Genomic DNA, 23,123 nt, shown 5'->3' with positions numbered 1-23,123 from the left:
AGGAGGCGCAACTATGGAAAAAGCTCAGAAAGCTCAAAAGGTAGTATTAAACCCACGTAAAATGCTGGTTTTGGCTGTAATGGGTTTTACGCAAGGAGCTATTTTCTTAATGCCTTATATGACAAGCGCCTTTTATGACCCCTTCCTTCAGGTATTAGGGGTTAATAACACCCAATTAGGTGTCTTGATGTCCGTCTATGGAGTTATTACGATGTTTGCGGCATTACCTGGAGGCTGGTTGGCGGATAAATTCGACACGAAAAAATTGATTATGCTCTGTATGCTATTTACAGGAGTTATGGGAATAGTAGCCGCATTTTTTATGAACTATAGGGTTTATATCGCGCTGTGGGCCTTATTTGCGATAATTGGCAATCTGATGTATTGGTCGGCCGGGTTGAAGACCGTCCGTTTCGTCGGGGATGAGCATGAACAGGGGAAAGCTTACGGCTATTTCAATGCATTCAATTTCGGTTTCAATTCCTTGTTCAATTTAGTTGGGGTCGCCATTCTTGCAGGGTTTGCAGCATCGAGCTTCCTTGGTTTAAAGTATATCTTCCTTTTCTTCAGCCTCCTTTGTTTTTTATCCGCGCTGCTTGTTTGGCTGTTCGTTGCCTCCATCAAACCTAAAGAGCTGCAAAGCGACGATGCGGGTGATAAAATTAAAAATTCAACATTGAAAGATATGTTATTCGTCTTGAAACACAAAGAAGTCTGGCTTTTTGCGGCTGTCGGTTTTTGCTGCTACAGCATTCTTGGGGTATCTACGTATTTTACGCCATATTTCGGTGATGTCATGCACTTGGATGTTGCCTCGGCAGCTATCATCTATGTGTTGACTGGCCCCGTTAGCATTATTTTTGGTCCCGTATTCGGAATCCTCAGCGATTGGATGCGATCTACGATAAAGCTAATCACCTTTCTTATGTTGATTACTTCAGGATTGCTTGCTGTCATGCTTATTTTCACTGATATCTCACTGCCGGCAGCCATTGCCATCGATGCCTTGGTTGTACTTACGGGTGGCGGTGCCTATACGATCATGTTTGCTTGTATTGAAGAAATAGGATTAGACCGGAAATATGCAGGGATTTGCATAGGCTTAATTACGATAATCGCCTATTCCCCTGATACGTTTATGTATATTTTATTCGGTCATTGGTTAGATACATACGGCAATAATGGATACTTCGGCATTTTTGGCTATTCGGCAGCGTTAAGCTTGATTGCCGTGCTTGCTGGTTGGTATATGTACCATTCAGCTGTAAAAAGAAAAAAAAGCATTGGCTTACAGCGAAGTTCCCATATCTCCTACGAACACAGAGACGATTAAACAATGAAATATACAAAAGAAACCCGGTGTTTCAAAACTTGCAGAGTCTTCCCATCGGATGTTAACAACCATGGAACCTTGTTTGGCGGCAAGCTAATGGCTTATATCGACGATATTGCTTCGACTTCTGCTATAAAATTATGTCGTGCTGCGGTCGTTACGGCGTCCACGGATTCTGTAGATTTTCTTTCCCCCATTAGGCCAACAGATTCTGTGTCGCTGGAATCTTTTGTAACTTGGACAGGCAAAAGCTCTATGGAGGTTTTTGTGAAAGTGATCAGAGAAGATTTAAGAAGCGGAGAAATGAATATTGCAGCCACATCCTTTCTTACATTTGTTTCTCTGGATGAACATAATAAACCGAAGCCAGTCCCCCGCGTCATACCCGAGACGGAAGAAGAAAAGAAATTATTTGAAACTGCTGAACATCGAACTGAATTGCGAAAACGACGTAGAGAAGAGAGTAAGAAATTTGCTGATTTTCTGGTAACTAGATATCCATGGGAGTAATTGCATTTATGAATAAAATCATTCGCAGGGATTGGGTTCGGCTAACCGTCGTGAGAAGGATCGCACTATTCAGCTGTCTGTACCTGGCCATTCCGCTTATTGTAATCCAACTGATTGCCTCAAACGTTATTACGAAGCGGCTTCATGCGATTGAAGAACAAGCTCTGAGCGGTTCCAACGCTTCTATTCAACGTTATATCGACATGCAAATTAAAGGCATGATTGACACGACGAAGTCCTATGCCATATGGGGAAGCTTATATCGAGCGATGCTTAATAATGACAAACAGTTTGTGGTGGACAATGTGGATGCGGCTGTCGGCTTGTCCGATCAAATTCAATTCTCCATTACCTTGGACCGGACAGGGAAGACGGTGTCTGCAACAGAGGATATACCTGAGCTTCTTGATCCGTACATTATCGAACAGCTGAAAAATAAGCCTGAATTTGGCGGGCTTGTGTTTACGCCTAAGGGACCCCTGGTGTTTGGAGCTGTTACCATTGTTGAAAGCATAGAGCAAAGAGGCGCCCAGGCAGGTTATTTAATATTCGGCGTTTATCTGGAGAAAGATATTCTCACGAATATTGCAAGCATCTTCAACCTTAAGCTAGCTTTACTTGATTCGGCAGGTCATTATATTAGCTCTGATCCTGCTATTCCGGCTGCCCGGCTTCAAAGTTTCTCTGAGCAATTGAAGACGAGCATGACGCCGGTATTTGCAGCTGGTATGACTGCAGATCGCCTAGGCATGTACGCTGTGGAGCAAGATATGAAGGGCGATAATGCAGCCATACTGTATCTGGATCAAGATATCTCGCAAAACAGTGCGATACTGGACGGTCTGAAAACGATTAAGTACGTGATGGTTGCGATTGTATGTTTAACGGTTCTGCTTTATACGATCCAGATGTATACGGGGCTGACTAAGCCGATCGTGCTTCTTAAGCGATCGATCGAGGAGGCAAGACGGAGCGGATTGAATGTGGGAGTGCCTGAGAAGCTTTTGCGACGCAAGGACGAGATCGGACAAATCGGAGAGGCGTTTGAACGAATGAGGGAAAGCCAGCGATATTTGCTGCAAGGCATCAATAAGAATGTTGGACAAGTCGTCTCGAGTCTTCGACCGATGATCGAATCGTTCCGCCAGTCTTTTGACGAATCAGTTACAAAGAATCAGAGTGCGACGGGGCAATTAACAGAGGTTGCCGAAGGTGCCAATCGTCAAGAGAGAAATGCGGATGAAATGACGTTAGCCATTGGGGATATGGCACAAGGCATTAACCAGATTGCGGTAGCAGCGGGGGATGTGGTCGAGGAGACAGTGAAATCCGGGAAAGAGGCATCGAACGGTGCGCAAGCGATGGAGAAGATGATCGGGCACATTCGAGATATGCAGCATACCGCAGATAACTCCTCACATGCCTCCAGTGTGCTAAATGAATCTGTTGCACAAATTGAACAAATCGTTGCAGTGATTCAAGATATTTCCGTGCGAACGAATTTGCTTGCCTTGAATGCTGCAATTGAAGCAGCGCGCTCTGGTGAGCATGGAGCGGGATTCGCTGTTGTAGCGAGCGAAGTTCGCAAGCTTTCCATCCAAACCTCCAATGCCGTAAAGGAGATTGCGAATAAAATTGAATCGGTGCGGGAAGCCTCCATGCTAAGCATGAACACGATGGATAGAATGGGGGAGCATATAACCATAAGCTCCAAATTAGGAGGCCAAGTCAATGAACAGTTTCACTACATGGTTGCCTCTTTCAACAAAGTAGTGGGACAAGTTGTCGAAGTATCCGCTGTAACCGAGCGGTTGGCGGCAAGTTCAGAGCAGGTTGCAGCCAATATGGCCGATTTAAGCGGTATTGCTACCAATAATGCAGGAGTTGCGTCGGATATGCTCGCTTCAGCGATGTCGTCCACCCAGCAATTTCTTCAATTGCAATCCCGATTATCAACTTTGGATTCGATGACGATTGAACTTGGAGATGCGGTTAGAGCCATTCAGGTTAATAATTCGCCTCTTGAGTGAAGCGACAACTGTCTGCCGCGGTATGACGTAACCAAAACATGAAGACATGGTTAGGCAGCTCATATGCCTGCATGGAACGGCAAGCCTCTGCGCAACAACGTGCAGAGGCTCTTTGCTCATTCGTTAGTTCGAGCGGTGTCAGCATTAAGTTAATGGGGCACGATAGTTCTAATATATGGTAAAATGGCAGAAGTAATATTATTGGTAAATTTGAAATTACTGTAGGAGAGTCATATGAAAAATAATCTAACAATTCTTAAAAGATGTCCAACGATATCAGAATATGAAAAACTATGTTGTGCGGTTGGCTGGAAAGAATATCTATTAAAGTAACAAGTAGGAGGGGTTTGATGGGTGCCAGTCTAATAGTACGTGAATATGATCCTAGTTGGGTTCAATTGTTTCAGCAGTTACGAGGTTTTGTACTTCCTGTTTTAAGCGATTTCGTAGTCACAATAGAACATGTTGGCAGTACATCTGTTCCAGGCTTGGCAGCGAAGCCGATTGTTGATATTGACGTTGTTGTCCCTGCGCAATCGGATATCCTAAAAGCTATTGAGCGGCTAGCCACCCTTGGCTACGTTCATGAAGGGGACTTAGGAGCTGCTGGACGAGAAGCTTTTATTCCACCCGCCAATGTAATCTGGCATCATCTATACGTCTGCACCATGGAAAACGCCGAGTATAAGCGCCATATCCTATTTCGAGACTATTTAAGAAGTCATCCAGAGGACGCCAAACAATATGGTGACTTAAAGTTGGAGCTTGCACAACGATTTCAGAATGACCGTTTGGCTTACACGAATGCCAAAGGCGACTTTGTGAGAGAGATACTACAACGTGCGGGTTGGAAATGATATGTAGTTCAGTTTGTTGGAGGGCTGTAATTTGATGATATTGGTATGCGAATCGAACTCACTAGAAGATTATTTGATGGAGACTGAAGAAGTTGATTTCAGTCACCTTTCCATTAAGGAGAAGGCAGCTGAATTATATACTAAATCTTCATCTGACGAAGTCGATTTTGTTAAAAATGCTTATGAATTTGTTCGTGATGAAATATCTCATTCGTGGGATATTCAAAGTTCAAGAATAACACGAAAAGCCTCGGAAGCACTCTATTTCAAAGAAGGTATTTGTTATGCTAAGTCAAATTTATTGTGTGCTATATTAAGGTGTAGAGGGATTCCAACAGGATTTTGCTATCAAAGACTTACATTAGGTGACACTCCTGAGACAGGGTACTGCATCCACGCATTAAATGCTGTTTTTCTGAAATCCCAAGAAAAATGGATTCGCCTGGATGCACGCGGAAATAAAGTTGGTGTTACTGCAGAATTCTCTCTAAACGATGAAAAACTGGCGTTTACTATACGGAAAGAATACAACGAAATAGACTATTCAAAAATATATAAACAGCCCAATTCTAAAACGACTAACGCACTAAAACAAGGTGTAAATTGTATAAATATGTATCTTCATGGCTTACCAACGGACTTGTAGGAATTTAACACTATCGTGATCGCGAGATCAAAAAAAGGCCACCCGTGAAGGATGGCCTTAATATGATTCAGTTTTACTTTATAAGCGCAACTGTGTCCAAGTCGCAGACCCCACAATACCGTCCACAGTTAAACCTTTGGCTGCTTGGAAATTCTTAACTGCAGTTTCCGTGCCAGAGCCAAATGCTCCATCGGCCGTTAGAGGATATCCCTTTTTTGTAAGGAGACGTTGCAGAACCTTCACTTCATCGCCTGAGCTGCCTAGACGGAGAACTGTTGTAGTAGTGGCCAAGGCATTAAGCTTGGTTGAAGTGGTGGATCCTACTTTGCCATCTACGGTAAGGCCATGTGCAGATTGGAATTGTTTCACAATGGCTTCTGTTCCGCTACCAAAGACCCCGTCCACTGTTAACGTGTAACCAACCTTATTTAGGTTTGTTTGCAATGCGGTAACCTCTGGGCCCGTACTTCCCACACTCAATACAGAGCCGCCAGAAGATAATTGATGATGTACACCGTCACTAGTCGGAAGCGTGAAATTCAGTCCGGCTTGTTCCGCTACAGCAACCAACGAACTGTTCACAAAGGTCTCGCCATTAAGAGCGACACCGCTTGCATTCTTTATAACAGCATCAAAAGCAATGCCGGCAGTATGAGGAGCTGTATAAGAGGGAACTGCAACCTGAGTGCCTAAACCGTGCTTGGCTTTTTCAGCGCTGCATGCTGGCTGATTCTGTACAATTTCATATAAATGCTGTTGATATTGAAAAGGGCGATAGGCGGAAGTATATGTAATACTCCATCCTTTATCTTTTAATAGATTTTCATAGCGGCTCTTTGCTGCAAGCAAATCAGAAGTGACTCCATCCCAAATAACAGTCTCACCTGCCTCCATTCGGAGAGCTAATGGGTCTGTCATCGGCGTGAGCACACAGGCATCAGCAGCTTGGGCGGTGAAAGAGACGGGGAAAAGCAATGTGAATACGAGTGATAGAAGGATTGCGAGAGATAAGAACGACTTTTTAAAATTGGACATTATTACAGCTCCCACTGGATAATATTGGCACCGGTGCAAATCTAGCATAATTTAAAAGGGGAGCGATGTAAATATCTTCATAAAAGATTTAATTTTCGGAGGAAAAATGCCAGCTATTTGGGGATGTTTGAGGAAAATAGATATTGGAGATAGATTGTGGAAGTAGTGAATCTTTAATAATATAACGAAACAGGCAGCCAACTAAATGGCTGCCTGTTTTGTCTTACGAATATTCTTATTTTTTTACCACCGGCACCCAAAATTCGCCGTAGAAAGTGCCGTCGCCGTTATCTTTGCGATAAGTCGCATTTGGACCACCGATGTAAGCATAATCAGTGATTTGTGACAAGACTTGACCAAAAGCACGGTAAGTCAGCTGATCGAACAACGTTTCCTTGTCGCCGTTTCCTGCGACTACGATGTACTCGCTCTCTGGAAACTCAATGATACGCGTTGCGTCAACCACTGATTTGCCAGCTTCCACCGCAAAATAGTTCCACGGTTTTCCTTGATATACCTCATTGACAGACCATTCGCGATCGTCTTTTGCAGCGCCTTTGAGCTTATTAAAACGCCCGTCAGCCTTGAGCTTGTTCCAAAACTCGGCTTTTTCTTTTTGCATAGCTGGCATGTCTTGAAAATTCGACTGGATTGAAAAACCATAAGCGGTCAATGTGAATGATTTTTTGTGTTCAAGTGTGTACTCTGCCATTTGAATGCTCCTTTTATCCTTCGACTTTATTTACACGAAGCCACATTTCGCCGTAGAAACCATCTGTTTCATTTGCTTTAACGAAAGTTGAGTTACCAGGGCCAACGTATTTGTATTCTGTGATTTCTTGGATCAGTCCGCCAAAAACTTTGCCTGTGATTTCGTCAGCAAGGCGGTCTTTGTCAGCGCCTGTCCCAGGCACGACAAGGTAATCGCCAGCGAGGAAATCTAGGACGACTGCGCCTTCCACGTTGAACTCACCCATTACGCCGAAGCCGCGCCAAGGCTTGTGCTCGAGGTTGTAATTGATTTGATATTCTTGTCCGTCAGCGAGTGCGAGAAGTTCAGCAAGTTTGCCGTTTGCAGTGATTTCAGCTTTTTTCGCGGCAGTTTTTGCTGCATTACCTGCCCAATCGTTGTAGTCATCAAATGAAACACCGAATGCAGTCATTTTGAAGTTTTCTGAGATTGTTTTGATGGAGTAGTTAGACATTTTGTTCTCTCCTTTGGGGGATTTATTCTTTACAAGACTGATTCTATTAGCCAAATGTATCAAAAATTGATACTATTTATTGAAAAGAAAATGTAAATCCATCAGTGCTGACATTTTATGCTGCATTTTTGATATACTAAAATCATGAAGAAAACAGAACGAGTGAACCTGATCATGCGGTACATCAATAACCGCGCGCATTTTACGATTGCCGAGATTCAGCAAGAGTTCAAGATTTCCCGTGCGACGGCTATCCGCGACATTAACGAGATTCAGGCGATGGGTTTTCCGCTGACGTCCGAGCTTGGGCGCGGTGGCGGATACTTTGTCCTGCAAAATCAATATTTACCCGCCGCCCGCTTCACGCCGGAAGAGCTGAAAGCTATTTTTATCAGCTTTATCGCCTCGAAAAATTCGCAGCTGCCTTATCTGCAAAATCGCCGCTCCATTACTGAAAAACTTATCGGTATCGCGTCGCAAACCCAGCAAGACGAGTTAATCGAGCTGAATAATATCTTGCTATTTGAAAATACAAATCCTGCGAATCCGAATCTTTTGGAGCTCGATGATGCGGCGCCTGCGGAGCTAAACCAGCTGATTTCGCTGGCAGTGAGGGATAAACATTTACGTGTGACCTATGAGCAGAGTATTGGCTGGCCGCAATTGCTTGACGTTTATTTGCTGCATGTATTTAACTCGAACGCTCAGTGGCTGGTTGAAGTTTATGATTTTGATACGGATGAGTTTCGTTATTTGCCTGTTGAGATGCTGCGGGATTCGGCAATTTCTGAGCAGGGGCTGAGGTTGTCTGAACAAGAGATTTTAGACAAGAAACTGCTTCGTGCACGTGAATCCAATCTTGTAGTGAAACTTGATACAATTGGGATTCAGCGATTTAAGCGCATGCACCCGCCTGGTATCATTTTGTCCTTAACTGGGATGTTTCAGTCGAGCGGGATTTTCAATGTACAGTTGGATGTGACAGATAGCGAGGCGCTGGCGTATTATGCGGATTGGCTTTTGTTTTTGGGGAAAGGGGTCGAGTTTGTGCGAATTCCTGATGAACTGCGTATGATTTTGGCAGAGCGGTTAGCCGCTTTAAAATTTAACTGAGATTTTTCTTTTTGCGATAAAATAGTTGAGGATGTATGCCGCGAAAATCGCGGCTATTTTTGTTTTAAGGGATAAAGGTCTTGTTAAAAACAAATGACAAGACCTTTATCTCATTCCGGGTGGAAAGCAGGGAGGATAGCAATAGATTATCTTTTTACACGCAATTCGTTACGACGGATCGCTCCACGTGCTCCCGCCGTCGTTCGTCACCTTGAGTCTGCCGTCCAGCAGTACCCAACCGAAACCGTCCGTGCTCAGGAAAAATTGCGATGCATCATGCAGCGGTATATCCGTTTTAATCGGCTGCCAATCCTGATGATTGTACGTATCCATCGTGTAGATCGTTTTGCCGTCATTGGAAATTGCCCTGCCCATAACGAGACCGTCAAAATGAAGCACCGGAACTCCCTGGATATCCTTCAGCCGATTAGGGAGAGGGCTCCACGTATCGCCGGCGTCAATGGTCTCGTAGGGGACGTACGTTTTCTCCCCATCCTGAACAAATTCGGCGATAAATAGGCCGTGATGATCGTTTTCCTGGTCGAATACGGGTGGGTATGTGTTGGCGTACGCCTTTTGCAGATCGGCAGGCGCGTCGACATGCTGAACCGCCCATGTTTTACCGCCGTCCTGCGTCCGATACAGCGGAATAAAGTCCTGTCCACGGTTCGATGCGGTAATCCAGCCTTCCTTCTCCTTGCGAAAGCTGATCCCGGTCGGATAGCCATAGATGGTGGCGGTGATATCCCCTACGCGTGTCCACGAATTGCCTCTTTCGTCCGACCGATATAGCGATTTGTTCATTTGCCCTGCCGCGGGCGAAGAGGTTAGCATGACATAATTCGTGCTGTAATACAATAGAGCGCTGTGCGGCGTTACGTCAGGCGTTGTTTCCCACGCCTCCGTAGTCGGCAGCACGGCCGTTTCCCAGCCAGCAGGTTGGCCGCCGCCGTCCTGCAACCGATGAGTGGCGGCGAGCTTCTTGTCATCCGTGAGAAAAAAAGCAAACCCTGTATACGGATCGTTAAAATCAGCGCTAATCAGGCGATCCTTGCCGCCGATCCCGTCAGGAACGACGACATCCCACGTTTTGCCCGTGTTCGTGGTATGCAGCAGCTTCCCGTCGCGCCAGCTAAAGCCTTCATTTCCTTGCATGCCGAAGATGAGCGGCACGCCATCTCGATAGTCGACGTAAAAACGGGCGACATCGATATATGGGTCGTACTGCCGGGGAGCGGGGATGGATAGATCGGACCGCAGCGTAACCCGGTAACGTCCTTTGCCATGATCAAGCGGAAGCGTCACAGCGAAATGGCCAGCATCGAACGGTATTTCCGCAGTCTCGCGATCGCTCCAATTACTGCTCTCATCTTCCTTTTCGATCACCGCATGCAAGCCGGTCCCAAGCGATTGGCTTACCGTTCCTTTGACATCGAACTTGCCGTCCTTCGACCGGACTTGGCCGGAAGCCGGGCTCTCCAGTGTGATTGAGCTAAAATCGCCGAACCTCAGTCCCAGATCGCCGTAATTGATGACGGGGTTCAATAGCTCGGGCTTAAGGGTATTGACGAATGTTTTACTATACACTATGCGCTTATGTACGCGGAGCACAACCTTGACTTCATTGTCGCCAAGATCCAATGGAGCCTCGGATGTGAACTCGTAGATCGGGGCGCCGCTTGCTGTTTTTTGTTCAGAAAGCGACATAGAAGAACTGCCGCCGAATGTTTTACCGCCTCTTGATGTTGTCACCGTCAGCATGGGCATATCCATCGTAAGCGGAGCGAAGAGCAGTCCCTTCACGGCGTACCAGTAGCTGTTCTTGTGCTCCGGAATCCCGAAATCCTTCACATCGAATCTTGCATGCTCAACATGCAGCTCCCGTTTGTCCGAGTCCCAGTTACCGGTGTAACCGAACAGCTCCTTTAAATCATACTCGGCAACATAGAGCCCCCCGTTACGCTCGACAGCCGGGAATGTAAGTTTCGTCTCGTCCTCCTTGCCGCCGAACCAATACAGCTCTGCCGTCTCGAGATCCGTCCTGATCAGAAAGCCGCAGGTATCGTTATGAACGTAGAGTCCGTCTGGGTGCTTTTCCGTCTTGTAGCCAAACATCTCCGCCATCCATTCAACCGAAAGCATTGCCCGACCATCCTGCCCAAAGCCGACTCGCTTGTCCCCGAAGTACATGCCGTCATCGGTAAATTGAATCGTGAATTCGTTGTTCGATAAATGCTCTATCTGCAGCGGATAGGCGGCACTTTGCTCTGCCCGTGGGTCGGGTAAGGCGGACTTATTTTCCGTGAACGAGGCCGTGCGCGTCTTCTCGTTCCATTCCAGGCTGCCTAGCAGCGGAGCAAGATCCTGAAGGAACACCGCTGTTCGGCCGCTTATGTTGAACGAGGGAATTTCTTTCCCGAGGACGACCGTGCGAATGTCCGTTGACAGTACATCAGCGATTTTGTTCCCTACCGCCATGTTTCCGTTGCTGTTCGGAATGTATGTCGATTGAACCTTTTTAGCGGGGTTCGGGTAAATGTCGACCTGCCGTTCGGACGGGTCCCACGAAACGTCAAAGCCGTAGCTGCGTAAATCATCCACGGCAATCGCCGTATTGCCGCCGATATTCATCGAACGGATCGCCTCTCCATTGACGAATGCATGAATATCTGTGGTCAGCACCATACCGATAATCGACCCGAGGGCCAGCTCTTTCGATTGCGCATGTACATATGGAGCCGGTGTGATGGCCGTAGCCGTACAAATGATCGCAGCCAGCGCTGCAATAGATTTACGTTTCATTTGGGAATAAGCTCCTTTTCAGGAAAATGCGGACATCCAATTAAACGCTGCAAAAAGGTAAAAGTTGCAAGCTCACTGTAGCGTGCAGGACATTCTCTTTACGATTGTCCAAATGAGATTAGAAATTCAGAAATCCTTAAGAAATTCCTTCACTCGTTCTAAAGAATGAACAGCTAAGATTAAGGCATCAAACCGAGGAAGGATGAGTAACCAGCAATGATGAAATCCATCGAAGAAAAGTTGTTGTTCTTATACAAGTTTGCAAGAGCGCCGAAACAAACAGGCAGTGTGACGCCAAGCTCTGTATTTTTGGTCGAAAAAATGATTGGAGCGGTCCCTTGGCACGAAGTAGAGTATGCTGCTGAATTGGGGGCAGGTACTGGGGCTATCACGAGGTTTATGAAGAAGAGGATTGATCCGTCAACAAAAGTTGTTTTATTCGAGAAGGATCAATTTTTACGCGAGCAGTTAGCGAGCAAGTTTACGGATTATTCCTGTTACGAAGACGCTTGCAACCTGCAGTCAGCGTTACAGAAAGAGGGGATCGCCCAGTTGGATTGCATTCTAAGCGGTCTACCTTTCTTTAATTTTCCGCCATCCATGCGTAGTCAGCTTATGAACCAAATTGCAGGGTCACTCAAACCAGGTGGATTATTTATTGCTTTCCAATATTCGCAACAAATGAGAAAACAGTTCAGCAGCCGATTTGAAATTGAACACATCCATTTCGTTCCTTTTAATTTTCCACCTGCATTTGTATATGTGTGTCGTAAGCGTCAAGAGCAGTTCATGGAGACTTGCAACTATGAGCTATGATAATTTAGTCTCGCTCATTCAACAATATGGCTATGCTGCGCTTTTTGTTGCTTTATGGCTGGGGATCGTCGGAATGCCCATTCCGGATGAGGTCGTGGTCATGAGCGGAGGAGCAATGACGGCGAACGGGATCCTTCATCCATTACCTGCATTTATTTTAACGTATTTAGGCGTAGTTTCAGGACTGTCTTTAGGCTATGTATTAGGCCGTATTTTCGGCTTATATATCCTAGACCGTTTGCGGCGAAAGAAAGGAATGGATAAGTATCTTAATTTTTCTGAGAAATTGATGCATAAATATGGTAACTTTGCTTTAAGCATTAGTTATTTCTTTCCAATCATTCGCCATGTCATGCCTTATATGGCTGGCCTTAATCGGATGTCATTTCGACGATACGCCATTTACTCTTATACAACAGGATTTGTGTGGACGTTATTATTCTTTACGATTGGTCATCTCGTGGGTGATCATGCACAGAGAATCGGCACGCTCATTTATTCATACGGGCTCCAATTTTTTTGGCTGCCGCTTGCACTTATTGGGGTTAAAGTGTTTTTAAGGAGGAAACGCAATGAAACAGACCGTGCTAGTGACCGATGACGATCTTGAAATTCGGGATGTCATTCGCATTTATTTGCAAAACGAAGGATATTCTGTTCTTGAGGCTGAGAACGGAGTGGAGGCATTGGAACTGCTTCGACGCGAAACCGTGAATCTCATTATTTTGGACGTGATGATGCCACTGATGGATGGGATTAAAGCTTGTTTTAAAATGAGAGAAATAACGAGCGCTCCGATCATTATGCTTTCAGCGAAAGGGGAAGATATTGATAAAATAACGGGTTTGACAACAGGAGCAGACGATTACGTGGCCAAACCATTCAATCCGTTAGAGCTGATTGCACGAGTCAAAGCCCATCTTCGCAGGCAGTCATTATCGGGGACAAACGGCAGCAATGCTTCTGACAATGCGATTCTCGAATTGGATGATTTAATCATGGACATACGTCGTCATCACGTTTCTGTCCGCGGGAAAGAAATATATCTTACCCCACTTGAGTTTTCCATTCTTGAGCTCTTAGCAAGCCACCGTGGTCAAGTCTTTAATATAGAAAAAATTTATCAAAGCGTTTGGAAAGAGGACAAATTTTTATCTGATAATACGGTGATGGTTCATATACGGAACATTCGCGAGAAAATTGAATACAATCCACGTGAACCTCAATACGTCAAAACGGTTTGGGGAGTGGGGTATAAAGTTGATTAGAGACTTCATTTCAATGCTTAACTGGAACAAAAACATTCGGGCTAAATTATTTTTCTTGGCAATTCTAAGCTTTTTCCTTGCAGTGTTTATTTCATTTGCTCTAGACAATTTTATAACGATTCTTGCAGGTACTAAAACAAGTTTATTGTTTCTTATTATTGCGTTTGTGTTTTTATTTTTCATGTTTACCCGTCCCATTGTTCGCTATCTAAGAACGTTGACCGACGGACTCATGTCTATTGCGAATGGAAATTTGGATTGTCGAGTTCCTTTGTTAAGGCAGGACGAGTTGGGAGATGTTGCGCGAAATATTAATTATATGGCTGACCAGCTTCAAAGTATGATGCAAAGAGAACGTCAAATCGAGAGTTCGAAAATGGAGCTTATCACAAATGTTTCCCATGATTTGCGCACGCCTTTGACAAGTATGATTGGATATTTGAATTTGCTGAATATGGACGATTACCAAAATATTGACGAGCATAAACGTTATATTAACAACGCGTTGAACAAAACACAGCAATTGAAAAAGCTTATTGACGATTTGTTTGACTATACGAATCTGACGAGCGGCGCGGCGCGATTTTCATTTCAAACGATTGATATCATCAGCTTATTGGAACAAATCATCATCGAATTCGAACCGATCGCGCAGGAGTATGAACTTACGGTTAAAAAAGTGTGGGAAATGAAACAAGTTTATGGAACTGTGGATGTGGAGAAGTTCGTTCGGACAATCGATAATTTGCTGATGAATGCGTTGAAGTTTTCTCACAAGCCTGGCGAAATCACTGTTCTTCTTTCTGAAGGCAAAGATCATATTTACATCGCAGTTGAAAATAAAGGAAAGCCGATCACGAAGGAGCAAGAGCAGTTATTATTTGAACGGTTCTATAAAGCGGAACCCTCCCGACAGGATTATCAGATCCCGCAAGGCTCTGGGCTAGGGCTGTCGATAGCGAAAAACATCGTAGAGCTGCATGGAGGGCGGATGGGTTTAGAACATCAAGAGGGACTTTTTATATTTTTTATAGAAATTCCACGAGTAGGTTAATGAGAACATATTCCCACGAGGCACGAAAAGCTCTTTGTGACGGAATTTACGTCAAAAGAGCTTTGTCACGGTTATACGGCTAGATGTTAATTCGAAGACGTAATTCCGCCATCATAGCCTCAGCTTGCTGTGGATCTTCATTCAGCAGCTTCCTGTATGTCAGCATCCAATTCAGCGTTACAAGCATATGATCGTATTCGTCCTTCTTGCGCTCGATCTCATTGATCTTCTGAAGAATCCATTCTATTACTTCTTGGTTCGTACGTGCATTCGTATCGTGATCCTGCAAAATCGTCTTCAGCTCAGCTAATGAGCAGCCGATGCCTTGAAATTTCTTAATCAGCTTTAACCGCTCAATTGCTTCGTCTGAGTAGTTGCGGTAATTATTCTTCTCTCGCTGAATATGCCTGCTGTCAAGCAAGCCTTCCTTCTCATAAAAACGAATCGTGTGAGGGGTTAAACCCATCATGTCTGCTAATTCTTGAATTTTCATATAAAATTATTCCTCCAAATGCTTGCCTTAGAGTTTACTTTATAGTTTAGACTGGAGTCATCTCTTCGTCAAATCTTTAAGGAGGCGTAAAACAATTATGCGTATATTCGTTACAGGTGCAGCAGGTTATATTGGTACAGCAGTTGTCCGCGAACTCATCGGAGCGAGCCATCAAGTAGTTGGTTTGACACGTTCAGAGAGTGGCGCTCAAGTATTGGAAAGCATGGGTGCTGAGGTGGTTCGCGGTGTTTTAGAGGATCTGGATTTACTGCGCAGCAGTGCAGCCGCTTCAGACGGTGTTATTCATTTGGCATTTAACCACGATTTTTCAAATTTCGCCGCATCACTCGCAACTGATCTTCGCGCCATCGAAGCCATGGGAGAGGGGCTTGCGGGCTCCGGTAAACCACTTGTTATCACATCTCATGCGAATGGCAAAGCATCGGAGGATGCAGCACTTGCGTTTATCGAACACGGCGTGAGAGCATCGATCGTCTCGCTTGCACCTTCCGTTCATGGAGAGGGAGATAAAGGCTTTGTGCCGCAATTAATTCGGGTCGCCCAAGAAAGAGGCTCATCGGCTTACATTGAAGACGGCACGAATCGTTGGCCAGCGATTCATCGCTTGGATGCGGCAGTTTTGTTCCGCCTCGCGGTAGAATCTGCGCCTGCAGGCTCACGACTGGATGGCGTGGACGACGAAGGCATTCCGTTCAGCGAGATCGCCGGGGTCATAGGTCGTCATCTGAATGTGCCAGTAGTCAGCATTCCGCGTGAAGAGGCGCAAACGATCTTCGGTTTTCTAGGCATGGTCGCGTCGCTTGACTTAGCAAGAACAAGTGATGGGACGAAGGAACTCCTCGGCTGGAAGCCTGTCCATCAGCGGCTTCTCGCAGACCTGGAGCAAGGGCATTATTTTACAAAATAAAAAATAATCATCGCTTCTTCGCGAATCGCAAAGGGTAACGAAACTGTCAGTATTGACATGTATTTCGTTACCCTTTTTGTTCAGATTGCAAAATGTTGAACTCACCGGCAGTAGAAGGTGGGGATGATCAACTTTAGCGTGAAATCTCAAGAATCAATTTTTATAGCTATTTTGTACCAATCTAGGTGAAAAACGGTATGGTAAGATGAGTGGGCGGTTTTCAGACAACTTTGGGAGGAATAGTCAAGAAAGAACAACTACGTGTTTTTCCTGCTCCTGTTGTTTATTGGATTGCAGAATCTAAGTATATCGATGATTTTGAGCTGCGTGCAATTTATTGTGATGATTTTTTAATCGGATTTCTTGTTTTTTGTAAGTACCCTGACGGGGATGGTAACCATTGGATACCTGCCTTTATGATTGATGAAAATCACCAAGGTAGGGGCTGCGGAAAGATAGCAATGAAAAAACTAATTAAGTTGATGGAATCAATGGGCTGCAAAAAGGTTATGATCGGACACAGGCCTGATAACTTAATTGCTGGAGGGTTGTATGAATCCTTGGGGTTTAAAAAGGTTAGTGAAGAAATAATTGATGGTGAAATTATACGTTTACTTCAACTTAATTAAATAACCGATAGTAGAAAAACCAAGAGGTTCTGCTGCTAAAATCGAGTGGGCTAAGGGGTAGTAATAGGGAGAGCGCTCAATGGAGGAACTCAAATTTTTTACAGATTATAAAAACAATGAAACATTTAGAAAGAGTTTTTTTGAACTAGCAGATAGAATTTTTGGATTAAGGCTTGAAAATTGGTATCAAAAAGGATTTTGGGACGAGCAACGATATATCCCATTTTCTTATGTTGTTGGTGATGAAGTTATTGCCAATGTTTCGGTAAATATTCTTGATTTAATAATGAATGGTGAAACGAAAAAAGCTATACAAATTGGAACTGTAATGACTCACCCTGATTATCGGAAAAGGGGGCTATCTGCAAGTTTAATGAATAAAGTTCTAGAGGAATATGAGAACAAGTGCGACTTTGTGTACCTCTTTGCGAATAAAACTGTTCTTGATTTCTACCAAAAGTTTGGGTTTAGGGCAGTTGAAGAAAATATATTTTCCATGAAAATTACACCGATTCAATGTGAAAAAATAGGTATCAAAAGACTAAACGGAAAACTGACGGATGATTTAGCTTTTATTTATAATTTTTCATCTAAAAGAATCCCTATTTCTCAACGATTTGGAACTGTTAATTCTCTAGGAATTTTGATGTACTATTGTTTGAACGTCTTTAGTGATGACGTTTATTACCTAGAAGAAGAGGATGTTATTGTTATCTACATAAAGGAAAATAATCAAATAGATATTTTCGATATTATCAGTCGTAAGGAATTTAACATTCAAGATATTTTAAAGAAGATTGCAGGAAATGAGATTGAAAGAGTAGTTTTTCATTTCACCCCTGATTATCCAAATATCAATACTCAAAGTAACCGTTATCAAGGTAGTGAGGTGCTATTTGTAAAAATAAATGGTGAGAATCATTTTCCGTTACACATAAAACACCCAATTACATCTCAAGCGTAGTTCAATTATGACAAAAGCAACTTAGACGCGGCAGCCGCGTTATGCTAATTATGAATTATCCCATATCGAAGTGCGGTAATTATTGGCTTGCATAGGGTGAAATTAATGAAGCAAATATTAATCAAGGTGGTTAGTTAACTTTCATCGCGAAAGAAAGGAGGTAATCCCAATGTCTGATAAAACTAAAACTAAGATAACCAAATCTCAGCGAAACGTCGATAAGGAACTGCAATCTCGAACTCGAAAATCGCCTGACCAATCTGCACAAAATAATACACACGATCAACCAGGTGATGCTTAAAGAAAGCCATAAAAAATGCCGAATTCCTCACGGTAAGGATACTCGGCATTTATTTTTTTAATAATAAACAGACTTATTAATTATCGCTTCGGCAGCAAATTCACATATTGATCCGACAATTTCATCAAGGTCATGACGTAGTCATAATCGCTCTTGTAGGCCTGGAAATCAGCGACTGGCTGGAGAGTCTGCAAGGACACGGCCGTTCCGTCATCGAATCCTTTTCCAGGGATAAACAGAATTTGATCATTGAAAAAGGAGCCGGTAGGCAAATAATATCTCATGCCGAAAGCATTTTTCCGGATATTTAACAGATCCTGACCAAAGTGGACGAAGCCCTCCTCATTCAAAGAAATGCCAAGCAGGTTGGCAATCGTCGGCATAATATCGAGCTGTCCCCCGACTTGATTCATCACTTGACCTTTGGTTTGGCCCGGCATATGGATAAACAGCGGAATGTTAAAGCGGGTGATCCTTTCATGATAAGTGATCCCCAGCTCGCTGCTAAGTACATCCGGCTTAATGTCCTCCGGTTGCAGCCCGAAATGGTCGCCATAAGCGATGAAAAGGGTTTGATCCCACAAGCCGGTGCTCTTGAGCTTATCAATAAACGTTCCAAGCGCATAATCGGCGTAATTGGCAGCTTCCAGATAGTTGCCGATCTCCTGACCCTGTAAGGCAGCCGGTATTGACATTTTCTCGAATGTAGCCGGAACTAGGAAGGGGAAGTGGCTCGATACGGTTATAAACTGCGCGTAGAAGGGCTTTTTTTGAGTGTGCAGTTCGGTAAGCTTCTCAAAGCCTACGCGGAACAATTCTTCGTCGGAAGCTCCGAAAGAATTGAAATTGTCGTTCGTATAATACGGTTTGTCAAAATAATGCGTAAACCCGATCGCAGGATACAACTTAATCCGGTCCCAAAAATGAATATCATTGACATGAAACGTATCCGCTTCGTATCCTTTACCCTCAAGAAGCTTTGGAAGACTGGGAAGCTGCCGGTCGCCATAACCTGTTGACATGGGAATCGTCCCCGTAGGATAAATGGATGTATTGGACATGAATTCAGCGTCGGATGTATTGCCTTGGCCGATCTGCTGAAAAATATGCGGGAAATAGAAGCTTTCTTGAGCCAGCTTATTAATTACAGGCGTCAGCTCTTTACCCTGGTATGAGAGGTTAATCAAAAAGTTTTGAAAAGCCTCCAGCTGAACGACTATGACGTTCATTCCCTGTTGGGCTGCAAAATAGTTCGGCTTTTGATCAGGACTTGCCGTCGGATTATATCCATAGCCGGCTTCCACCTGGTTGATCACTGTTCGTGCTTGCGTCAAATTTGAGAATGTCATTTTGCTTTTTTCGGTTATCCCGTTGACGGCCACGGTTACCTCGTAATTCATAAGACCAAGCTGCTCGGCCCGTACCAGCTCATTCGTGATGCCTTTGTCCATTTTAATAAACCAGGCGCAGATTACCAAACAGACCAGGGCTACACCCGTGAAATACGATCGCCGCACAGGTCGCTCGCTGCTCAGGATCTGGCCGCGCTTCCGTGTCGCAAGCCGAATCAAGAAGACAAGGACGAGATCCGCAAAAAATAAGTAATCCAACGGATGAATTGTCGCTTTGATACTCGACGAAATTTGCATAAGCTGTTTGATTTCAAGGATGGAGGTATAGGTAACAACCGACCCGAAATGCTCAAAATATAGGGTAGCCGCAAAACAGATTAGCGACAAAATCGTATTGAAAACCCAATAAGCATACCGCTTGGCGCGACGCGAGAAGCAAATCTCTATGATTGCGGTAAATACAAGGAGACTTGCCAATTCTAGAAACCACCATTTCAATTCGACTTTCCCAAAAAGAAAGTAACGCAGTAAAGCGAACTTCACCCACAAAATAAAGGTAAATACATAAAATAAATATCCCCCTGACCTGATCCCGGACTGCGTCATGGTACCTCCTTCATGGTGCGTATAAATTTCAAATAGGTCTTATTGCTTTTTTTAACCAAAAAGACCGAATCTAAACATTCCAACCGCATACCTGCCGAACTTATTTGTGAATATGAAAAAGGGAGAATGCTACAGGCTTCTTTCTAACAAGGCCCCGACTTGTTTGGCTATTGCTTGAGGCGGGGATGGCATGCCATTTCGGATCCACCATTCAATGACCCCTACATAAGCGTTCCCGGCATACTGGAGCATGACGTCTTCGGTTAAATCCGTATTTCTTCCGCTTTCTTGGTCAATCTCATTTTTGAATCCTTCTGTTATATAATCAAAAAGCCGATTTCTAAACGAAGGGGCCCCTTGGCTCGCCAGCATAGTCGAAAAGAATATATAGTTTTTCTCGAAATATTCAAAAAAGGGTAAAAGCGCATTGCACCAATCCAGCTTGCAAGCCCATACCCCCATCTCTTTTAATTCGTTAATGTGTGCCTCTATGAGTTTGTCCAATAGATCATATTTGTCCTGATAATGAAGGTAAATGGTGCCGCGGTTTATGTTTGCCTTATCGGCAATATCCTGAATGGTGATGTCATCGAAGTTTTTTTCAGCCATTAAGTCAATAACAGCTTTTTTCATCGCTTCTTGTGATTTAATAATTCTTCGGTCTACTTTTGTCATCGTATATTCACCAAGCTTTCATACGTTTGTGATAATTAACAATTTTTATTGATGTGTTGAGTAAGCAACGAATTGCGATCTTTTAACCATTGAAAGCATCTTGGTTCGTTTTATAATTATAAACAGATGTTGATTAATTATGAAGTGTAGATAGTAAAAGTTAAATCATCAATTTCAGGTGGTTATTCTTAATGTCAGTTAGAACAGCCCTCTGGAATGAATGAAAAGGAGACAAAAACATGTTAAACGAGACTTACAAATTGTCAAATGGTATAGAAATTCCAAAAGTAGGCCTTGGTACCTGGCTGCTTGACAATGATCAGGCCGCACAGGCAGTGCGTGATGCAGTATCTATCGGATATCGTCATATTGATACTGCTCAGGCTTATAAGAATGAAGCTGGTGTAGGCAAAGGAATCCGTTCTTGCGGTGTAGCAAGAGAAGAGCTTTTCATTACAACAAAGGTTGCTGCAGAAGCAAAGAGCTATGATGCAGTTACTCATTCCATTAACGAGTCTTTAGCAAATATGGAACTGGATTACGTTGACCTGCTGATTATCCACAGCCCACAGCCTTGGAAGGAGTTCCGTGAAGAAAAACGGTACTTTGAGGAGAACCAAGAAGTATGGAAAGCAATGGAGGATGCATATAAGACAGGTAAAGTAAAGGCAATCGGCCTATCTAACTTTCTTCAGGATGACGTAGAGAATATTTTTGCAAGCTGTGAAATTAAGCCTATGGTAAATCAGATATTGGCACATGTGAGCAATACTCCTATGGAGCTAATTGAATTCTGTCAGAAGAATGATATCCTTGTACAGGCGTATTCACCCATTGCACACGGTGCAGTCCTTGATAATGCAGAGGTTAAGGTAATAGCTGATAAGTATAGGGTATCTGTTGCTCAGCTTTGCCTACGTTATGATCTCCAGCTTGGACTTGTAGTCATTCCTAAGACAGCAAATCCGGATCACATGAGAATTAATGCAGAGCTTGATTTTGCTATCAGCGATACAGATCTGGAGATTTTGAAGAATGTAGAGCACATCCAGAATTATGGTGAGCACAGCTTCTTCCCGGTATTTGGCGGAAAATTAAAGTAAACAGGTAGTGAGTGGAGACTTTTAATAGCAATTTCTCAGTAAGTGGATACAAATATTAATATTATTTATTGGAGGAATTAGAATGGCAAAACATGAAGAAGTGAAGAATGGCGTTATCTTCCAAGCGGGTGAAAAAAATGAAGCGTTTGCGCAATATTTTATGGGACAAAGCTATTTAAAAACCTTAGTTTCGGACCCAAAAGTCAATGTCGGTGTTGGGAATGTAACCTTTGAACCTGGATGCCGAAATAACTGGCATATTCATCGTGATGGATTTCAAATTTTATTAGTAACCGGAGGCGAAGGTTGGTACCAAGAAGAAGGAAAACCTGCTCAATTCTTAACAGCCGGTGATGTCATTATAGCCCATGATGGTGTGAAACACTGGCATGGCGCTACAAAAGATAGCTGGTTTGAACACATCGCAATTACGGCAGGTAAGCCGGAATGGTTGGAATCAGTAACAGATGAGGAATATAGCAAATTGGGATAAATGAAGCGGGAGTCTAAATCTGAACTGCACTCTGTCGAGTAGACGCGGCTCTTTGATATGCGGCAAATAAAGAATTAAACTGATAACATTAACCCTCAACAGCGCGGTTCCTCTTAGGCCGCGTTTTTTGTATTTATTCCGTCCATCACGAACGAGAAAATAAATTTTACCCGGGTAATATTGATTATTTATTTTTATCCGGGTATAATTGGTGAGACAATCAGAGAGGAGATAAGCATGAGTAATGACCTAACGCGCTTGTACTGCACGGCATTTTTGGGTGTGGGAGTCGTCGCCAGTGGTTCGTTTCAGCACGTTGTTACTACAGTGAAGGATGCTCTGGATGACAGAGACCTCACACAGTTGCTTTTATTTGACGATTCCACGGGGAAGCCGGTAGATGTTGATTTTCGTGGGAATACAGATGATGTGCTCAAACGATTAGGAGAACAGTTCGGTGATTTGCCTGATATGGAAGTGAATCACAACCAGCCTACACGACGGGTCGGTCGACCCAAGCTGGGGGTTGTTTCCGGTGAGGTTACGTTATTGCCACGTCATTGGGAATGGCTTAGGAGTCAACCTGGAGGGGCGTCGGTAACATTACGAAAACTCATTGACGAGGCTCGCCGTACTGGAGAAAAACAGAACAATATCCGAGAGTCGCAAGAAGCAGCATATAACTTTATGACAGCTATGGCCGGGAACTTCCATCAATATGAAGAAGCTCTGCGGGCACTGTATGCTGGTGATTTGGATCGTTTTAACCACTTCATCGATGACTGGGCACCTGATATCAGAAACCATGTCAAAAGATTAGCCGCTAATGCATTCCCTGAAGGGAACTTATGAATGAAAGCATTTGGAGGCGTAAAGAATTAAAAAGGAAACATCGAACACCGGAGGATCC

General features: G+C 43.8%; 23 protein-coding genes. 16 read left to right on the top strand and 7 right to left on the bottom strand.

Annotated elements, in window-relative coordinates:
* Positions 1-13: 13 nt before the first annotated feature.
* The 5 genes from AC3WRW_RS21720 (at position 14) to AC3WRW_RS21700 (ending at position 5,376) form a co-directional block, all read left to right on the top strand.
* A complete protein-coding gene (locus AC3WRW_RS21720) occupies positions 14-1,333 on the top strand; it encodes an MFS transporter (RefSeq protein WP_492548385.1) in 1,320 nt (439 codons plus the stop codon).
* A 3-nt stretch (positions 1,334-1,336) separates the two neighbouring features.
* The gene (locus AC3WRW_RS21715; protein ID WP_492548384.1) at positions 1,337-1,843 is read left to right on the top strand and encodes an acyl-CoA thioesterase; all 507 of its coding nucleotides are present in this window, start codon (positions 1,337-1,339) and stop codon (positions 1,841-1,843) included.
* Positions 1,844-1,851: 8 nt separating this feature from the next.
* Positions 1,852-3,873: a methyl-accepting chemotaxis protein gene (locus AC3WRW_RS21710; RefSeq protein WP_492548383.1), complete on the top strand. Its 2,022-nt coding sequence runs from the start codon at positions 1,852-1,854 to the stop codon at positions 3,871-3,873.
* Positions 3,874-4,223: 350 nt separating this feature from the next.
* Complete coding sequence (locus AC3WRW_RS21705) at positions 4,224-4,730, top strand: GrpB family protein (protein WP_492548382.1); 507 nt, start codon at positions 4,224-4,226, stop codon at positions 4,728-4,730.
* Positions 4,731-4,764: 34 nt separating this feature from the next.
* Entirely contained in the window at positions 4,765-5,376 is a 612-nt protein-coding gene (locus tag AC3WRW_RS21700; protein ID WP_492548417.1) for a transglutaminase-like domain-containing protein, read from the top strand.
* Between the two features lie 78 nt (positions 5,377-5,454).
* On the opposite strand, the gene AC3WRW_RS21695 is transcribed toward AC3WRW_RS21700, so the two are convergent.
* From AC3WRW_RS21695 to AC3WRW_RS21685, 3 genes are all read right to left on the bottom strand, one after another.
* Positions 5,455-6,411: a peptidoglycan-binding protein gene (locus AC3WRW_RS21695; protein ID WP_492548381.1), complete on the bottom strand. Its 957-nt coding sequence runs from the start codon at positions 6,409-6,411 to the stop codon at positions 5,455-5,457.
* 235 nt (positions 6,412-6,646) lie between these two features.
* The gene (locus AC3WRW_RS21690) at positions 6,647-7,123 is read right to left on the bottom strand and encodes a GyrI-like domain-containing protein (protein ID WP_492548380.1); all 477 of its coding nucleotides are present in this window, start codon (positions 7,121-7,123) and stop codon (positions 6,647-6,649) included.
* 13 nt (positions 7,124-7,136) lie between these two features.
* A complete protein-coding gene (locus AC3WRW_RS21685) occupies positions 7,137-7,616 on the bottom strand; it encodes a hypothetical protein (RefSeq protein WP_492548379.1) in 480 nt (159 codons plus the stop codon).
* Between the two features lie 144 nt (positions 7,617-7,760).
* On the opposite strand from AC3WRW_RS21685, the gene AC3WRW_RS21680 reads away from it, so the two are divergent.
* Positions 7,761-8,729: a helix-turn-helix transcriptional regulator gene (locus AC3WRW_RS21680; protein WP_492548378.1), complete on the top strand. Its 969-nt coding sequence runs from the start codon at positions 7,761-7,763 to the stop codon at positions 8,727-8,729.
* A 168-nt stretch (positions 8,730-8,897) separates the two neighbouring features.
* Here AC3WRW_RS21680 and AC3WRW_RS21675 read toward each other — a convergent pair whose 3' ends face one another.
* Complete coding sequence (locus tag AC3WRW_RS21675) at positions 8,898-11,531, bottom strand: hypothetical protein (protein WP_492548377.1); 2,634 nt, start codon at positions 11,529-11,531, stop codon at positions 8,898-8,900.
* 219 nt (positions 11,532-11,750) lie between these two features.
* Between AC3WRW_RS21675 and AC3WRW_RS21670 the strand changes: the two genes are divergently transcribed.
* The 4 genes from AC3WRW_RS21670 to AC3WRW_RS21655 are packed head-to-tail and all read left to right on the top strand — an operon-like array spanning position 11,751 to position 14,669.
* Complete coding sequence (locus AC3WRW_RS21670) at positions 11,751-12,347, top strand: class I SAM-dependent methyltransferase (protein ID WP_492548416.1); 597 nt, start codon at positions 11,751-11,753, stop codon at positions 12,345-12,347.
* Entirely contained in the window at positions 12,337-12,948 is a 612-nt protein-coding gene (locus AC3WRW_RS21665; protein ID WP_492548376.1) for a DedA family protein, read from the top strand. Before AC3WRW_RS21670 ends, AC3WRW_RS21665 begins: the two co-directional genes overlap by 11 nt.
* Positions 12,920-13,615 (top strand): response regulator transcription factor, encoded by a 696-nt coding sequence (locus tag AC3WRW_RS21660; RefSeq protein ID WP_492548375.1) that lies wholly within the window; start codon positions 12,920-12,922, stop codon positions 13,613-13,615. Before AC3WRW_RS21665 ends, AC3WRW_RS21660 begins: the two co-directional genes overlap by 29 nt.
* Before the next feature lie 13 nt (positions 13,616-13,628).
* Positions 13,629-14,669 carry a sensor histidine kinase gene (locus AC3WRW_RS21655; protein WP_492548374.1) on the top strand — a complete coding sequence of 347 codons (1,041 nt, stop codon included), beginning with the start codon at positions 13,629-13,631 and terminating at the stop codon, positions 14,667-14,669.
* A 79-nt stretch (positions 14,670-14,748) separates the two neighbouring features.
* On the opposite strand, the gene AC3WRW_RS21650 is transcribed toward AC3WRW_RS21655, so the two are convergent.
* On the bottom strand, positions 14,749-15,162 hold the full coding sequence (locus AC3WRW_RS21650; RefSeq protein ID WP_492548373.1) for a MerR family transcriptional regulator: 414 nt from the start codon (positions 15,160-15,162) through the stop codon (positions 14,749-14,751).
* Positions 15,163-15,259: 97 nt separating this feature from the next.
* Between AC3WRW_RS21650 and AC3WRW_RS21645 the strand changes: the two genes are divergently transcribed.
* The 3 genes from AC3WRW_RS21645 (at position 15,260) to AC3WRW_RS21635 (ending at position 17,683) form a co-directional block, all read left to right on the top strand.
* Positions 15,260-16,090: an SDR family oxidoreductase gene (locus AC3WRW_RS21645; protein ID WP_492548372.1), complete on the top strand. Its 831-nt coding sequence runs from the start codon at positions 15,260-15,262 to the stop codon at positions 16,088-16,090.
* A gap of 209 nt (positions 16,091-16,299) precedes the next feature.
* A complete protein-coding gene (locus tag AC3WRW_RS21640; protein ID WP_492548371.1) occupies positions 16,300-16,719 on the top strand; it encodes a GNAT family N-acetyltransferase in 420 nt (139 codons plus the stop codon).
* 79 nt (positions 16,720-16,798) lie between these two features.
* A complete protein-coding gene (locus tag AC3WRW_RS21635) occupies positions 16,799-17,683 on the top strand; it encodes a GNAT family N-acetyltransferase (protein ID WP_492548370.1) in 885 nt (294 codons plus the stop codon).
* Positions 17,684-18,064: 381 nt separating this feature from the next.
* On the opposite strand, the gene AC3WRW_RS21630 is transcribed toward AC3WRW_RS21635, so the two are convergent.
* Together AC3WRW_RS21630 and AC3WRW_RS21625 are read right to left on the bottom strand one after the other, a co-directional pair.
* Complete coding sequence (locus AC3WRW_RS21630) at positions 18,065-19,942, bottom strand: LTA synthase family protein (RefSeq protein ID WP_492548369.1); 1,878 nt, start codon at positions 19,940-19,942, stop codon at positions 18,065-18,067.
* A 129-nt stretch (positions 19,943-20,071) separates the two neighbouring features.
* Positions 20,072-20,617 (bottom strand): TetR/AcrR family transcriptional regulator, encoded by a 546-nt coding sequence (locus tag AC3WRW_RS21625; RefSeq protein WP_492548368.1) that lies wholly within the window; start codon positions 20,615-20,617, stop codon positions 20,072-20,074.
* Between the two features lie 239 nt (positions 20,618-20,856).
* Here AC3WRW_RS21625 and AC3WRW_RS21620 point away from each other — a divergent pair, with 239 nt between their 5' ends.
* From AC3WRW_RS21620 to AC3WRW_RS21610, 3 genes are all read left to right on the top strand, one after another.
* Positions 20,857-21,720: an aldo/keto reductase gene (locus tag AC3WRW_RS21620; protein ID WP_492548367.1), complete on the top strand. Its 864-nt coding sequence runs from the start codon at positions 20,857-20,859 to the stop codon at positions 21,718-21,720.
* A gap of 82 nt (positions 21,721-21,802) precedes the next feature.
* Positions 21,803-22,213: a cupin domain-containing protein gene (locus tag AC3WRW_RS21615; RefSeq protein ID WP_492548366.1), complete on the top strand. Its 411-nt coding sequence runs from the start codon at positions 21,803-21,805 to the stop codon at positions 22,211-22,213.
* Between the two features lie 237 nt (positions 22,214-22,450).
* Entirely contained in the window at positions 22,451-23,065 is a 615-nt protein-coding gene (locus AC3WRW_RS21610) for a DUF2239 family protein (protein WP_492548365.1), read from the top strand.
* Positions 23,066-23,123 lie beyond the last annotated feature (58 nt).

This window comes from Paenibacillus sp. FW126-R14, assembly GCF_058789495.1.
This window is presented reverse-complemented; position numbering and strand designations above follow the sequence as displayed.